This is a genomic window from Colwellia sp. RE-S-Sl-9, assembly GCF_048296855.1.
Classification (GTDB): Bacteria; Pseudomonadota; Gammaproteobacteria; order Enterobacterales; family Alteromonadaceae; genus Pseudocolwellia.
In genome coordinates this window covers 1,686,276-1,702,258 of record NZ_CP182631.1, presented here as the reverse complement: position 1 = coordinate 1,702,258, position 15,983 = coordinate 1,686,276, and the positions used below count along the sequence as shown (strand labels likewise).

The 15,983-nt window shown below is 35.9% G+C and carries 15 protein-coding genes; 14 read left to right on the top strand and 1 reads right to left on the bottom strand.

The features are described 5' to 3' along the window. Positions 1–66 precede the first annotated feature (66 nt). The 10 genes from ACM9HF_RS07400 to ACM9HF_RS07355 all read left to right on the top strand — a co-directional run bounded on the left by ACM9HF_RS07400 (position 67) and on the right by ACM9HF_RS07355 (position 10,301). The gene (locus tag ACM9HF_RS07400) at positions 67–873 is read left to right on the top strand and encodes a segregation and condensation protein A (RefSeq protein ID WP_077340653.1); all 807 of its coding nucleotides are present in this window, start codon (positions 67–69) and stop codon (positions 871–873) included. Positions 874–897: 24 nt separating this feature from the next. Continuing rightward, on the top strand, positions 898–1,482 hold the full coding sequence (gene scpB, locus ACM9HF_RS07395; RefSeq protein WP_473616627.1) for an SMC-Scp complex subunit ScpB: 585 nt from the start codon (positions 898–900) through the stop codon (positions 1,480–1,482). A 119-nt stretch (positions 1,483–1,601) separates the two neighbouring features. Beyond that, positions 1,602–2,459 carry a 23S rRNA pseudouridine(2605) synthase RluB gene (gene rluB / locus ACM9HF_RS07390; RefSeq protein WP_473616624.1) on the top strand — a complete coding sequence of 286 codons (858 nt, stop codon included), beginning with the start codon at positions 1,602–1,604 and terminating at the stop codon, positions 2,457–2,459. A gap of 96 nt (positions 2,460–2,555) precedes the next feature. Next, positions 2,556–3,707, top strand: a complete 1,152-nt coding sequence (gene rnd, locus ACM9HF_RS07385; RefSeq protein ID WP_473616619.1) for a ribonuclease D — start codon at positions 2,556–2,558, stop codon at positions 3,705–3,707. Positions 3,708–3,841: 134 nt separating this feature from the next. Further along, positions 3,842–4,117 carry a YcgL domain-containing protein gene (locus tag ACM9HF_RS07380; RefSeq protein ID WP_473616615.1) on the top strand — a complete coding sequence of 92 codons (276 nt, stop codon included), beginning with the start codon at positions 3,842–3,844 and terminating at the stop codon, positions 4,115–4,117. A gap of 95 nt (positions 4,118–4,212) precedes the next feature. Then, positions 4,213–5,226 (top strand): lytic murein transglycosylase, encoded by a 1,014-nt coding sequence (locus ACM9HF_RS07375; protein WP_473618266.1) that lies wholly within the window; start codon positions 4,213–4,215, stop codon positions 5,224–5,226. 43 nt (positions 5,227–5,269) lie between these two features. Beyond that, positions 5,270–5,806, top strand: a complete 537-nt coding sequence (locus ACM9HF_RS07370) for a YcgN family cysteine cluster protein (protein WP_473616612.1) — start codon at positions 5,270–5,272, stop codon at positions 5,804–5,806. A gap of 411 nt (positions 5,807–6,217) precedes the next feature. Continuing rightward, positions 6,218–7,753 carry a Re/Si-specific NAD(P)(+) transhydrogenase subunit alpha gene (locus tag ACM9HF_RS07365; protein ID WP_473616608.1) on the top strand — a complete coding sequence of 512 codons (1,536 nt, stop codon included), beginning with the start codon at positions 6,218–6,220 and terminating at the stop codon, positions 7,751–7,753. A 9-nt stretch (positions 7,754–7,762) separates the two neighbouring features. After that, the gene (gene pntB, locus ACM9HF_RS07360; protein WP_473616603.1) at positions 7,763–9,166 is read left to right on the top strand and encodes a Re/Si-specific NAD(P)(+) transhydrogenase subunit beta; all 1,404 of its coding nucleotides are present in this window, start codon (positions 7,763–7,765) and stop codon (positions 9,164–9,166) included. A gap of 196 nt (positions 9,167–9,362) precedes the next feature. Continuing rightward, positions 9,363–10,301 carry a D-hexose-6-phosphate mutarotase gene (locus ACM9HF_RS07355; protein WP_473616599.1) on the top strand — a complete coding sequence of 313 codons (939 nt, stop codon included), beginning with the start codon at positions 9,363–9,365 and terminating at the stop codon, positions 10,299–10,301. A 5-nt stretch (positions 10,302–10,306) separates the two neighbouring features. Here ACM9HF_RS07355 and mutH read toward each other — a convergent pair whose 3' ends face one another. Beyond that, the gene (gene mutH / locus ACM9HF_RS07350) at positions 10,307–10,981 is read right to left on the bottom strand and encodes a DNA mismatch repair endonuclease MutH (RefSeq protein WP_473618265.1); all 675 of its coding nucleotides are present in this window, start codon (positions 10,979–10,981) and stop codon (positions 10,307–10,309) included. 140 nt (positions 10,982–11,121) lie between these two features. On the opposite strand from mutH, the gene rppH reads away from it, so the two are divergent. From rppH to ACM9HF_RS07330, 4 genes are all read left to right on the top strand, one after another. Next, the gene (gene rppH, locus ACM9HF_RS07345) at positions 11,122–11,628 is read left to right on the top strand and encodes an RNA pyrophosphohydrolase (protein WP_473616596.1); all 507 of its coding nucleotides are present in this window, start codon (positions 11,122–11,124) and stop codon (positions 11,626–11,628) included. Positions 11,629–11,847: 219 nt separating this feature from the next. Then, complete coding sequence (ptsP, locus tag ACM9HF_RS07340; RefSeq protein ID WP_473616592.1) at positions 11,848–14,118, top strand: phosphoenolpyruvate--protein phosphotransferase; 2,271 nt, start codon at positions 11,848–11,850, stop codon at positions 14,116–14,118. A 62-nt stretch (positions 14,119–14,180) separates the two neighbouring features. Then, positions 14,181–14,975 (top strand): sulfite exporter TauE/SafE family protein, encoded by a 795-nt coding sequence (locus ACM9HF_RS07335; RefSeq protein WP_473616588.1) that lies wholly within the window; start codon positions 14,181–14,183, stop codon positions 14,973–14,975. Between the two features lie 86 nt (positions 14,976–15,061). Continuing rightward, positions 15,062–15,895 (top strand): thymidylate synthase, encoded by an 834-nt coding sequence (locus ACM9HF_RS07330; RefSeq protein WP_473616584.1) that lies wholly within the window; start codon positions 15,062–15,064, stop codon positions 15,893–15,895. Positions 15,896–15,983 lie beyond the last annotated feature (88 nt).

The window sequence follows — 15,983 nt, the reverse complement described above, 5'->3', positions numbered from 1 at the left end:
TCGACAGTGTTAGTTTAAGTGGATAAATTTTTGCAGAAAGATACTTCAACAGTAAACGATGGAGAAATGATCCAACAGGTTTTACCTTTGGCTATGATCCACGGTAAGGCTTTTATTGATAAGCCTTTAGACTTGTTTATTCCACCTGATGCCCTTGAAGTGATTTTAGAATCTTTTGAAGGCCCGTTAGATTTACTCCTGTATTTAATTCGTAAACAAAAATTTGATATTTTAGATTTACCTATTGCACCTATTACTAAGCAATACATGATTTACGTTGAGTTAATGAAAGATGTAAAACTCGAACTTGCAGCTGAGTATTTAGTGATGGCAGCTATACTAGCTGAAATTAAATCGCGTTTATTACTACCAAAACAAACTGTAGAAGACACCGAAGAAGATCCGCGAGCGGAATTGGTAAGGCGTCTTCAAGAATATGAAATAGTTAAACATGCAGCCCAAGAGCTTGATCAACTTCCTCGATTAGATAGAGATGTTTTTATTGGCCACGCCAATGTACCTGATAATTTTCAATTACGCACAATAGACGCTGATGTTGAACTGTCTGATTTAATTAGCGCGTTGCAAGATGTAATGAATAGAACCAAAGCGCTAGAACATCATCATATTCAAAAAGAAGCCCTATCTACTCGAGAGCGCATGGCCTTTATTGTGAATAAACTGACTGAAGCGAACCAGAACAATCCTTATATCGAATTTAGCCAATTTTTTGATATTAAAGAAGGTAGGCAAGGGGTTGTTGTAACTTTTTTAGCTATTTTAGAATTATTAAAAGAGTCTTTGATAGAATGTATTCAGGCGCAGGTGTTTGGTCCTATTCAACTTAAATTAAAACACCCAGAAACAGTTTAAATTTTTATACTAGGTTTTTAAATAATGGCTCTTCTTAATAATAAACAGCTAAATGACGAACAACTAAAATGTTTAATTGAAGCCGCACTTTTTGTTTCTGAAAAGCCGATGTCTGTTCAATTATTTAAAAAAACAGTATTAGAGCAATACAATGTGTCTAATAAGCGTATAATTACCCAAATTAATGAACTACGCGCGCATTATCAAAACCGTGGTATCGAACTAGTAAAAGTGGCTACAGGCTATCGTTTTCAAGCGGTTGCTAAGTTTAGTAATGAACTCGCTAATTTATTTAAAGAGCGAGCTCCAAGGTACTCTCGAGCATTACTAGAAACATTGTCACTTATTGCATATAAACAGCCTATAACGCGTGGCGCAATAGAAGATATAAGAGGCGTTGCCGTGAGCAGCGCTATTATGAAAACCTTATTAGAAAGAGATTGGATAGATATAGTCGGATATAAAGAGGTTCCGGGTAAGCCAGCACTTTATGCAACTACTCAGGTATTTCTTGATTATTTTTCACTTGAAACATTGAGTGATTTACCCGAACCTCTTTCTATAGAAAAAGTACCGTTAACTGAATTTAGTTTGTCTGATGAACCTTAATGTTTAACACTGATGTTAAGGGATATATTAGATAACATATATTCAACTATTTGAGACAGAAACGTAGCAATGCTTTTATTAGCATTGGTGAAGTTACTGACGAACGAGAATGAAAAAACATGTCTGAAAAATTACAAAAAGTCCTAGCTCGTGCAGGCAAAGGTTCACGCCGAGAACTTGAAACCTTCATTAGCGCAGGCCGTATTACCGTTAATGGCAAAGTTGCTTATCTAGGTGATCGTGTTGAAGGCAACGAACAAATTAAAATAGATGGTCATTTAGTCAGTATAAAAGCGAAAGAAGACGATTTATGTCGTGTTCTTATGTACAACAAGCCTGAAGGCGAAATGTGTACGCGTAAAGATCCAGAAGGTCGTCCTACGGTATTTGACCGACTACCACCGCTACAAGATGGAAGATGGGTTGCTGTAGGTCGATTAGATATTAACACTTCAGGTATGTTGTTATTTACTACCGATGGCGAGTTAGCTAGCCGATTAATGCATCCTTCTCAAAAAGTAGAGCGTGAATATGCTGTACGTGTATTTGGTGAAGTAAACGAAGCTATGTTACAAACGCTTCGTGCTGGCGTTAAGCTAGAAGATGGCCTGGCTAAATTCCAAAAAATTACTTACAAAGGTGGTGAAGGCCGAAACCATTGGTTTCATGTTGTACTTTCTGAAGGAAGAAACCGTGAAGTAAGACGTTTATGGGAAAGCCAAGAAGTACAAGTAAGTCGATTGATCCGTGTAAGATATGGCGATATGGAAATGAAGCGTCAATTACCTTTAGGTGGTTGGACTGAACTTCCGTTAAAAGATGTTAACTATTACCGTAAATTAGTAAACTTACCCTTAGAAACACAAAGTAAAGTAAAAGTGGATGAAAAGGCAATGGACAACGCGAAAAGCCGCCGTATTCGCCGCTCAGTTAAAAAACATCAAACCAGACAACAAGCACTTCGTCGTCGTAAGTAAAGCGCTGTGGGCGTTTATTAAATTGTCATAAAGTTCTGTCATCATTAATAAACGTCGTCAATCAGTGTTGTTATCTCATAACTCTCAAGGTTTTCCGTGGAAAAAATAATACAAAGACAATACGTTCAAGATTATTCTACTCTGGTTGAATTGTGTAAAACACTAGAAAAATCAAATATGTTAGCTATTGATACCGAGTTTGTACGTACCCGTACGCTTTACCCTAAACTTGGGTTGTTACAAGTTAGCGATGGTGAAGTTATCGCGCTCATTGATCCGGTAACTATAGACGATTTATCTCCATTTTGGGCGTTAATGACAAATGCAGATATTTGTAAAGTACTACATGCTTGTTCAGAAGACTTAGAAGTATTTTTAACGGCAGCTAACTGTAAACCCGTAAACTTAATTGATAGCCAAATTATGATGGCATTTTTAGGTCATGGCTTATCGTTAGGTTATGCGGCTATGGTGCAACATTTTACCGGCGTTGAATTAGACAAGTCAGAATCGAGAACCGATTGGATCAAACGACCTTTGACTGAACGCCAAAAAACTTATGCTGAAGCTGACGTTGAATATCTACACCAAATTTATCCAAAAATTCACCAACTGGTTATCGATGCTGGCTGGTTAGAAGCAGCTCAACAAGAAACTCAACTGATGATAGACCGTAAGTTTTCTCCAATAGATGAAAACTTAATGTATCTAAACATTAAAATGAATTGGAAGTTAAATGCAAAACAGCTGAATGCATTAAAATATTTAGCTGCTTGGCGTTACCAGCAAGCTCAAAAAAGAGATATGCCATTAGGCTTTATTGCTAAAGACCATACTTTAATAGGCGTTGCACAACGTAACCCAATAAGTGTAGGCGCCATGCTTAGTATTGAAGGTGTAGAGCTGTTAGATATAAAGCACAAAGGCAAAGCCATGTTACAAGTGCTTAACCAAGCCAATAAAGTGCCTGAAAGCGAATACCCGCAGCCTATTATTCGATTAGATGAATACCCCGCATACAAACAAATCTTTAAGCAGGTAAAAACCTTTGTTGCAACTGCTGCAAAAAATGCTGATTTATTACCTGAAAATCTAGCCTCTAAAAAACAGATCAATCAGTTTTTAAGTTACCACTTCAAAATTAATAACGTTGATAAATATGAAGGGATTATTGATGTTTTATATGGTTGGCGTTTAGCTTTGTTTGGTGAAAAACTTCAGGCTTATGCTAATAATGGGTTTAAATAGCGAATATAGATAAAGTATTCGTTACAAATACTCACATAGTTATTATGTTAAATTACGTGAAAGCACGTTGAATGGCGTGTTATATTCTTCTCATAAATATTTTTAATAGATATCCATAGGTCGTAGGTTTAATCATGTTGTGCTCCGTTTATAAAAGTTCTAAAAAAAAGCAAACATATTTATTTGTAAATAAGAGAAACGATTTTTCTGATGTGCCAGAGGGCTTAATGTCGGTATTTGGAACACCTGTATTAGTGACTGTGATGAACCTTGCGGGTAAATCAAAATTAGCCATATCTGATATTGATACCGTAAAAGAAAACCTGAAAGATAAAGGTTATTATTTACAGTTACCGCCTCCTGAAGAAAATTTACTTGATCAACATAAAGCTCAACAGACTCATCAATAAAAGGAATTACCTTTGTGCAAAACATCTCATTTTTGAAAAATAATAAAGATCATTCATTACCAAGTTCTCTTTTAAGATCTATATTCAGTAAAGTTATGCTTAGCGGTGCTCTGCTTTTTAGTGGCTATTTAACTGCGAACGATGCGGTTAACGAAAAACCAAGCTTTGAAACCTATATAGAAGCAATTAAAAAAGAAGCCCTTGAAAAAGGCTATTCACCTGCCATTATTAACAGTAGCTTCGAAAAGGTGACCTTTCATCAACGAGCTGTCAGTTCAGATAAACGTCAACCTGAAAAAGTGGAGACTTTAGATACCTATTTACCTAAACGTGTACCCAATTGGAAAATTGAGCGAGCACGTAACGAATATAAAAATCATAAAGAGTTACTCACTAAAATTGGTGAAAAATACGGTGTTCAACCTCGATTTATTGTTGCTTTATGGGGCCTTGAAACCAATTTTGGTAAAATCATGGGTAACTATAACGTGATCTCAGCTTTATCAACTATGGCATATGAAGGACGCAGAGAAGCATTCTTTAAGAAACAACTCTGGGCAGCATTAACCATATTAGAAGAAGGTCATATTTCTATTGAAAATATGAAAGGCTCTTGGGCTGGCGCTATGGGGCAAAATCAATTTATGCCAACCTCTTTTTTAAGTTATGCCGTTGATGGCGATGGTGATGGTAAGAAAGATATTTGGGGAAACTATGCCGATGTGTTTTCTTCAATGGCTAATTATTTAAAAAATGAAGGCTGGAATGATGAACTTACTTGGGGACGCCAAGTTAAGCTACCCGAAGGTTTTGATACTAAACTTGCCATTCCTAAAAATACAGGCAGCCGAGCTAACTGGTTAAAAGCTTGGAGCAAAACAGAAAAAACATTAGCCCAATGGCAAGCATTAGGAGTAAGACGTACAGATGGTACTAATTTACCTAATGCAGATTTAACTGCTGCTTTGGTTTTTCCTGATGATGAAAGTGGACGTGCTTATTTAGCTTACGATAATTATAAAAGCTTAATGCATTGGAATTTAAGCTATTACTTTGTTAGTTCAGTAGGGCACTTGTCAGATCGTATTAAATTTCCGCCAGTTAAGTAATTCAGCTAATTATTTCTAACATCTAGAAGTAGAGAAAAAGTATATGTCTAAAAAAGCAGTAAAGGCTTCAGTAAAAGTTATTGAGCCTTTTTGGGAAACTAAAACCTTACAAGAAATGTCTCGTCCAGAGTGGGAGTCTTTATGTGATGGTTGTGCTAAATGCTGCTTAAATAAATTTATTGATGATGAAACGACTGATGAGTCAACCGAGTTATTACCTACTACACATATTCAAGAAGGCGAGCAAATTCATTACTCTAATATTGCTTGTTTTCTTTTAAATGAAAAGTCATGTCAATGTACTAAATATGAAGAACGTACCAAGTTAGTTCCTGATTGTGTGCGTTTAACACAAGATAACTTAGATGGTGTGTTTTTTATGCCGCCGAGTTGTACATACAGAAGGTTACAAGAAGGGCGTGGAATTCCTTCGTGGCATCCATTACTTCACAAAGGTAAAAAAACAGCTATGCATAATGCTGGCATGTCTGTTCGAGGTAAAATAGTAAAAGATGACGATGTAAGTATTGTTAATTTTGAAGACTATATTGTTTCGTGGCCTCTAGAAGATATTGATTAATTAAGTTTTTTAGGTAACATTCCCCCACTATTTATTATTCCCATATATTTTTCCTTATAGCTCTAATGTGAACAACACGTAGAGCTAGCTTCTTTTGTGTTTATTTCTCACACTTATTACTTCCTAAACTCATTTGATATATATCAAGTTATTGATTTTTAAATACAATCAACAATATTTTGTTTGTTTACTTCTTTATTATTCTCGCATTTTAAATGTAATTGATTATATTTATTTTATAGTCAATATACATTCCGAACAAAACGAAAGTTATACCTTTCTTTTTGTAACTTTTTTCTTTCATTGTTGGGTTGTGTTTGATACGGTATAAAAGGCTTAAAGTATGAACATCATTCATACTTTGGCTAATTAATATTAAGCAAGTTATTAATAATAAGAAAAAGGTGATTTATGAATATTGGTATACCTAAAGAGGTGCTATCTGGAGAGAATAGGGTCTCGGCCTCTCCAACCTCTGTTGCAGCGCTTATAAAACTTGGATTTGAAGTAAAGGTTCAGAAAGGGGCAGGAAAAAAGTCTAGCTTTACTGATCAAGAATTTATTGATGCAGGTGCAAACGTTGTAACTAAAGCAGATTGCTGGAAGTCAGACACATTATTAAAAGTAAACGCACCCACATTAGATGAAGTTGCTCAAATGAAAGATGGTGGTTTTTTAATTAGTTTTATTGCGCCAGCCCAATCTCCTGAATTACTTGAAGCTTTAAAAGAAAAATCTATTACGACCTTTGCCATGGAAATGGTACCAAGAATGACACGCTCTCAGTCAATGGATGCCTTAAGTTCAATGGCAAATATTGCAGGCTATCGCGCGGTTATTGAAGCCACTCATAATTTTGGTCGTTTTCTTACTGGGCAAATTACCGCTGCTGGTAAAATGCCACCGGCTAAAGTCATGATCATTGGTGCAGGTGTTGCAGGTCTTGCCGCGATAGGAACTGCTAGTAGTTTAGGTGCTATTGTTAGAGCTTTTGATACTCGCCCAGAAGTTAAAGAACAAATTGAAAGTATGGGGGCTGAGTTTCTAGAGCTTGATTACGAAGAGCCAGAAGACACTGGTTCTGGTGATGGTTATGCTAAAGAAATGAGTGCGGCATTTATTGAAGCTGAAATGGCACTTTTTGCTGCTCAAGCTAAAGATGTTGATATTATTATTACTACTGCAATGATCCCAGGTAGACCAGCGCCTAAGCTGATCACTGAAGCAATGGTTAAATCAATGAAAACCGGTTCTGTGATTGTAGATTTAGCTGCTGCTGGTGGTGGTAACTGTGAACTAACTGTTGCTGGTAAAGTAACAGATGTTGATGGCGTACATATTATTGGTTACACCGATCTTGTTTCTCGTCTGCCGAATCAAGCTTCACAACTTTACGCAAATAACTTAGTTAATTTACTTAAACTTGTATGTCCTGAAAAAGACGGAACTATTCAAGTTGATTTTGACGATGTTGTTGTTAGAAATATGACAGTAGTAAAAGGTAACGAAATCACTTTCCCGCCACCGCCTATTCAAGTGAGTGCGGCTCCAGCTGCAAAACCTAAACCAGCTATTAAAGTTGAACCAGAGCCTGAAGTGCCCACTAATCCAGCTAAAAAATACGGGTTAATGGCGGCAGCTGCTTTATTATTTGGTTGGGTAGCGAGTGTTGCTCCTGCTGATTTTATCTCTCATTTTACGGTTTTCGTTTTATCTTGTGTTATTGGTTACAACGTTGTTTGGAATGTTAGTCATTCACTGCATACACCTTTAATGAGTGTAACCAATGCTATTTCAGGCATTATTATTGTTGGCGCTTTACTACAAATAGGGCAAGACAATACCTTAATTCAAATTTTAGCTGCGATAGCCGTCCTTATTGCCACCATTAATATTGTTGGTGGTTTTATGGTAACAAAACGTATGTTAAAAATGTTTAGACGATAGGAGGCACTTATGGAATTTTCTAGTGGATTTATTAGTGCTGCGTACCTAGTGTCGGCATTACTTTTTATATTTAGTTTGTCAGGCTTAAGTAAGCAAGAAACAGCAGAAAGAGGTAACTGGTTTGGTATTGTTGGTATGAGTATCGCGTTAATCGCGACCATTGCCGATGAAAGAGTATCAAACGTAGGCGTTATTATTGTTGTTATGATTATTGGTACAGTTATTGGTTTACGTTTAGCGAAAAAAGTTGAAATGACAGGTATGCCTGAACTTGTAGCTATATTACATAGTTTTGTTGGTTTAGCGGCTGTTTTAGTGGGCTTTAATAGCTTCTATGAAATGTCTGAACACCATCTTGGATATTTAACTTCTGCTCAGCAAATGGAAAACAATATTCATTTAACTGAGATTTTCTTAGGCGTGTTTATTGGTGCGGTTACCTTTACAGGATCTGTGGTGGCTTTTGCTAAATTACGAGGGCTTATTAATTCAGCTGCGCTTATGTTACCTCACCGTCATAAACTTAATTTTGCCGCTTTATTGTTTTCTTTTATGTTGATGTTAAGTTTTGTTGGGGATGATGGTAGCGCAACAGCTCTTTATATTATGACTATTGTTGCGCTTTTATTTGGCTGGCATCTTGTTGCATCAATTGGTGGAGCTGATATGCCCGTTGTTGTATCTATGCTTAATTCATATTCTGGTTGGGCAGCTGCGGCGGCAGGCTTTATGTTAAGTAACGACTTATTAATAGTTACAGGTGCTTTAGTGGGCTCTTCAGGTGCTATATTATCCTACATTATGTGTAAGGCAATGAATCGCTCGTTTATTAGTGTTATAGCCGGTGGTTTTGGTACTGACGTAGTTCTCGATACAGATAAAGACTATGGTGAGCATGTTGAAGCGACAGCAGAAGCGGTAGCTGCTTTATTAAGTGATGCGAAATCGGTAATAATTACTCCAGGTTATGGCATGGCCGTTGCTCAAGCACAATACCCTGTGTATGAAATGACACGAATATTAAAAGATAAAGGTATTAATGTCAGGTTTGCTATTCACCCTGTTGCAGGTCGTTTACCGGGCCATATGAACGTGTTATTAGCTGAAGCAAAAGTGCCTTACGACATTGTATTAGGTATGGAGGAAATTAATGATGACTTCCCTGAAACTGATGTAGTGCTTGTTATTGGTGCTAACGATACGGTCAACCCTGCTGCGGCAGAAGACCCTACTAGCCCTATAGCAGGTATGCCAGTACTTGAAGTGTGGAATGCTAAGAATGTTGTAGTATTTAAACGTTCAATGAGTGCAGGTTACGCTGGTGTTCAAAATCCATTATTCTTTAAAGATAATACACAAATGTTATTTGGCGATGCCAAAGACTCAGTAGAAGCCATTTGTCGTTCTTTATAAGGTTTTAGCTTGCTTTAGAGATAAACTAAAATTTATTTAATGAAAGTTTAAACCACTTTTCTGATCAGTAATTTGATTGAAAAGTGGTTTTGTTTTTTATTGGTTAACAAATTCAAGAAAACTTTTATCCTTTCACACCTTATAACTATGCTTTAAAATAGATTTATTATCTGCTTTATTTTTTATTAGGGTCTCCATGTCTTCAGACATTATTCAAAACAATGCGTTTGGGAAAGTAACAACAAGCGTATTTTTAGATCAAAATTCGTTAACTACTACTGAAGGTTTATTGATTGAACATCAAGATTGCCAAGCATCGCTTAGTTTATATGGTGGTCATGTATTAACTTGGCAGCCTAAAAATCAACAACCTGTTTTTTGGTTGAGTAATGACACGCTGTTTGGTAACGCAAAAGGTATTAGAGGTGGTATACCTGTATGTTTACCTTGGTTTGGTGATTTTGAAAATGATTTATTTAAACATAATAAAAGCGTTGATTTTACCGATGTGAATAAAACTTTAGTTGCTAACCATGGTTTTGCTAGAACATCGTTGTGGCAAGTAGAAAACATTGAAATTACGGAAAAATCAGTAACCATTATTTTAATTAAACAAGGTGAAAACCAAACGCCTGCATGGGATATAGCCTACGAGTTAAAGCAAGAACTTGTGTTTGGTGAGTCATTTTCACAAAAACTATTTATTGAAAACAAATCCGCTAAAGATGTTGAATATACAGGAGCATTACACAGTTATTTTGCTGTAGGAAATCCTAAAAATACACATATTAATCAATTATCTGATGTTGAGTATTTTGATAAATTAACCGGTACTTATAATAATATTTCAATCTTAAATAATTGCGAAGGTCCCATTGATAGAGTTTATGAATCAAATCGTGTCATAGACATTATTGATAAAGATTGGAATCGTATTATTGAGGTTAGTTCATCTGATTGTCATCAATGGGTTTTATGGAATCCTGGTCATGAAACCGCTCAAAACATGGTGGATATTCATGCTGGTGGTGAAAACGAATATGTTTGCTTAGAAGCAGCAAATACAAAGCCTATATCAATACCTGCAGGTTCAAAAGTCAGTTTTGCTCAAAAGGTTGTTATTCGTTCTTTGTAGATAAGTTAATTTATACGTAAGTGTTTTTTAATGAGTTTATGTGTAAACGCTGTTTTTAAATAAAATCCTCTGGGTAATGTCATAAAAGGTTGCCCATTTTTATCTATCGCTTGTGTTTTTGCATGGCTGTTAGCGGCTTTTGGTCTTATTTGAAGGACTTGCCCGTGTTTACCGGTAATATTTTCCACTTCACCTAACACAATCATATCGGTTAATTCTTGCCAGTCCATTGCCATTAAATGTTCTTCTTCAGGCGATGGTGACCAAATAAATGGTGTACCAATAATACGTTCTGGAATAGGAATGGAGCGTTCAGCAATAATAGGTACCCATAAAACACGTGCTAATTTATTTTTAATATGACTGTTTTGCCATGTAGCACCCACAAGATCTTTAAGGGGAGTTACGCAAACAAAGGTAGTTTCTAAAGGCTTTCCTTCTCTATTAATTGGTAGGGTTTTAAGCTCAATACCTAAGTGTGGGAAGTCTGGTTCAGGTTTAGAGCCAGCACTAGCACCCAATACTTTTTCAAGTAGTAATCCTACCCAGCCTTTTTCTTTTTTTAAATCTTTAGGGACTTTAATACCCTCATTCTTTGCCACTTCACCTAAGGTTAAACCTGATAAAGTATACGCACGTTCTAATAAGGCACTTTCGTCTTGAGGAATAATTATATTAATAGGAGTATATCGTTAAGTCGTTTTATCTAATATGCCTATTATCTTAGCCTAAATGTATGGTATCAAGTGAAATATTTATTTGCTCAAAAGCCGTTTGTATGGAAGAATCAGTTAACTATTGAAATTTGTCGGGAGCTCCTTTGATCGATGCTGATGGCTATAGAGCCAATGTCGGCATAGTAATAATCAATGATAGGGGACAAGTATTCTGGGCAAGACGTTATGGTCAACATTCTTGGCAATATCCACAAGGTGGTATAGATAAGGGTGAATCAGCAGAACAAGCTATGTACAGGGAACTTCATGAAGAAGTGGGGCTAAAACCTGAACATGTGAGCGTTGTTGCTTCGACTAAACATTGGCTTAGATATAAATTACCGAAACGTTTAATTAGACACGACAGTAAACCGTTATGTATAGGGCAAAAACAAAAGTGGTTTTTGCTTAAGCTAACGTCTAAAGAATCATCTGTAGATTTACTACATTCAGAGCACCCTGAATTTGATGATTGGAGATGGGTAAGCTATTGGTATCCAGTAAGGCAAGTTGTATCGTTTAAGCGTGAGGTTTATAGAAAAGTAATGAAAGAGTTTTCATTACAGGCATTACCCACATATCGTTCAGATCGACGCAAACGTCGAGCCTGATTATTATTATGTTATAATTTAATAGCTTACATTTATGTAGGCTATTTTTATCTTAAACACTAGATTTTTTTGTTTTTGTACAAAATTACAGGATTAAAAAACTCCCATTTTTATTGACTATATAATGATATAATACCCGTTGCGTTATTAGATTTACCGTATTTTTTAGAAGAAATACGATCAATTTATTAGTGAGATTGGTATAAACCAAGGAGAGATATGTTAACCACTTTACGACGTATTATACTTGAATTTAGCCAAGATGCTGATTTAGAAAGTGCTTTATTTCGCATGGTTACTCAGGTAAAAACAGCATTAAATACAGACTGTTGTTCAATTTATTTAGCCGATTACGCTACCGAACATTTTGTATTAATGGCCTCTGATGGTTTAGCCAAAGATGCGCTAGGTAATACTCGTATAGGATTTTCAGAAGGTTTAGTTGGTTTAGTTGGCCAACGTGAAGAACCTTTAAATATCTCCGATGCACATAAACATCCTCAATTTATTAAAACCCCAATTGTACAAGAAGATGAACTGAATGCTTTTTTAGGTACGCCTATTATTCATCAACGTAAAGTTTTGGGGATTTTGTCTATTCAGCAAAAAGAATCTCGACACTTTACTGAAAATGAAGAAGCTTTTGTTGTTACGCTTTCAGCGCAATTAGCTATGGCGTTAGCTAATGCTGAAGTTCGCTATGGATTAACTGAAAAAAATAACCAGTATACAAGGCAGCTAAAAGGCGTTAGTGGTTCTTCAGGTGTCGCTATTGGTCCATTATTTGTTATTCAGCCAACCGTACAGCTGCAATCAGTTACATTAGAAAAACATACCGATCAAGAAACAGAATTAGTACGTTTTAAACAAGCTATTTCTGATACTCGTCATGAATTTGAAAGAATGGCTGAAGAGTTAAGTCGAGTCATATCTGATAATAGTTTAGATATTTTTGAAATGTATAAGCAGCTTTTAGGTAATGCAGATATTGGCCATGAAGTTGAAAATAAAATTAATGACGGTTGGAATACACAAAGTGCGTTAAAACTGGTTGTAGATAGTTATGTGGTTCAGTTTGAAGCACTTGATGATAACTATTTACGCGAACGAGCAAGTGATATAAAAGATCTAGGAAATAGAATTTTAGCGAATTTGCTTGAAAAAAATAGCCAAGTTAATGAACCACTTGATGCTTTTATTTTAGTTGCTGAAGATGTAACGGCTTCAATGTTAGCTGAGTACCAACACTTTGGCCTACAAGGCATTGTTTCTTTAACTGGCTCAAATAACTCTCATGCAGCAATATTAGCCAGAGCGCTTGGATTACCTGCAATTATGGGGGTAGACAAAATACCTCTTGGGCAATTACATAAGCAAATAGCCATTGTAGATGGTTATAGTGGTGAGTTATATGTTGCGCCTAACGATTCGTTACTAAAAGAATATAAGCACTTAATTGAAGAAGAGTATGCACTAGCTGACAAAGTAAAGCAGGTTGAAAAGCTACCGGCTATTACACTTGATGGTAAATGTATTGAATTACAATTAAACGCGGGTTTGTCTTCTGGATTTGAGCATTCATCGTCAACAGGTGCTATGGGTATTGGTTTGTATCGAACCGAAATTCCTTTTATGAATCAGAGTTGCTTTCCTTCTGAACAACAGCAAACTGATTTATATAGACAAGTGTTAGCGGCTTTTCCTAAAAAAAATGTCACTATGCGTACGCTCGATGTAGGTGGTGATAAAGCTTTACCTTATTTTCCTATTGTTGAAGATAATCCTTTTTTAGGCTGGCGTGGTATTCGAATTACTTTAGATCACCCTGAAATTTTTCTACAACAAGTTAGAGCCATGATTAAAGCGAATTATGGGCATAACAATTTAGAAATTATGTTACCTATGATTTCTAATATATCTGAAGTTGATGAAGCGACTCGTTTAATCAATCAAGCCTATTACGAACTTTCGTCAGAATTAGATATTACTGATAAATCTAAATTTGTAAAACCTAAAATAGGTATGATGATTGAAGTACCAGGAGTTATTTTTCAATTAAGAGAGTTTGCAAGTAAAGTAGACTTTTTCTCTGTAGGGTCAAACGATTTAACTCAATATTTGTTAGCGGTAGATCGTAATAATGCACAAGTGTCTGACTTATACGACGCATATCATCCTGCGGTATTGCGTGCGTTAAATACAATAGCCCAAGAATCAAGTAAATACTTAGTTCCTTTAAGCTTATGTGGTGAACTCGCTAGTGAGCCTGCAGGAGCCTTATTATTACTCGCAATGGGCTACGATAAACTCAGTATGAATCCACATAATATTTCTAGAATTAAATGGGTTATACGCCATGTAGAACTACATAAAATGAAAGTTATTTTAGCGCATGTTTTATCGCTTAGTTCTACTAAACAAGTACATGGTTATATGAGGGAACAATTAGAGCATTTAGGGCTTGGCGGCTTTGTTCGCGCAGGTATGTAATTGCTATTTAAAATAGTAACGTTTTTACTTAAAGCTTCCAAAGGGCGAACTTAAAAGGCTATATGCTAAGTATTATTCTTTTATCATGTGTTTTAATCGGCATTGTTGTTGGCTTCCTATCAGGCTTATTAGGCATTGGTGGAGGGCTGATCATTGTTCCTGCACTTATTTATTTACTTCCTTTATTAGATCTTCCTATGGACGTTGTATTGCCTTTAGCATTAGGTACGTCTTTGTGTTCTATTGTTGTTACTTCATCTGCAGCGACTTTATCTCATTATAAAAACAGTAATATTCCGTGGTCATTAACGAAAAAATTTATTGTCGCGATTTCTTTAGGTTCTTTAAGTGGGGCGTTAGTTGCTGATTTACTCTCGGTTACGGTTTTAAAAACTATATTTGCCGTAGCGGTTAGCACCTTGGCCCTTTATATGTTGCTTTCAGTTAGGGTTGTTAAGACTTGGCCTTTACCAAATGACGCTGCTATTTTTATCATTGCTTATGCTTGTGGTGTATTGGCAAGTTTAATGGGAATTTCAGGCGCGGTTATTTTGATCCCTATTTTAACTATTTTTGGTGTATCGGTTCGTCATGCTATAGGGCTTGCTACTATGTGTGGTGCATTGGTGGCAGCATTTGGCAGCGCAGGTTACATAATATCAGGTATTGGTGTAAATGAACTTCCGCCATGGAGTATGGGGTATGTTTATTTGCCTGCATTAATATCTATAGTTATTACGTCTACTTTTTTTGCACCTTTTGGTGTGCAGTATGCGAATAAGCTACCAGTAAAAACATTGAAGCGCTTATTTTCTTTTTTCTTATTAATTGTCGCGCTGAAAATGATCTTTAGTTAGCCAATAATTAACTAATCTATTATTATAACGTCACTAATTTTTAGGTAATAAACTTCACCTTAAACGCTATTTCATAGGATATTTTCATGCAAGCGTACTTAGATTTAATGAAACATGTACACGATAACGGTGTAGATAAATCAGATAGAACAGGTACAGGAACACGCAGTGTTTTTGGTTATCAAATGCGGTTTGATTTAGCTAAAGGTTTTCCTTTAGTGACTACAAAAAAATGTCATTTAAAATCAATTATTCATGAATTACTTTGGTTTATAAAAGGTGAATCTAATATTGCTTATCTTAAAGAAAATGGCGTTAAAATTTGGGATGCATGGGCAACGCAAGAAGGTGAGTTAGGCCCCGTATATGGCGTGCAATGGCGTAATTGGCCTGCATCAAATGGTGAAACTATTGATCAACTAGCGCAACTTATTCATGACCTTAAAACAAATCCTGATTCTCGCCGGCATATTATTACAGCGTGGAATCCTGCGTTATTGCCTGATACTTCAATATCACCATCAGAAAATGCGGCAATAGGTAAGCAAGCTTTACCGCCGTGTCATACCTTGTTTCAATTTTATGTATTAAATGGAAAGTTGTCATGTCAGCTATATCAACGCAGTGCTGATATATTCTTAGGTGTACCATTTAACATTGCGAGCTACGCTTTATTCACTATGATGATTGCTCAAGTGTGTGATTTAGAATTAGGTGACTTTGTCCATACCTTTGGCGATGCTCATTTATATTCAAACCATATGGAACAAGTTCAAGAGCAGCTTTCAAGAAAGCCTTTGCCATTGCCTACAATGAAAATTAATCCAAATGTAGCGAGTATTTTTGATTTTACCTTTGAAGATTTTGAATTGGTAGGTTACGAAGCTCACCCACATATTAAAGCGCCTATTTCAGTTTAAATTTTTAGATACAAACTTCAAAGCTAAGCCATTGTTATAAAACAATGGCTTATTTTCTTTATTTAACAAAAGACTCCATATAGGATTA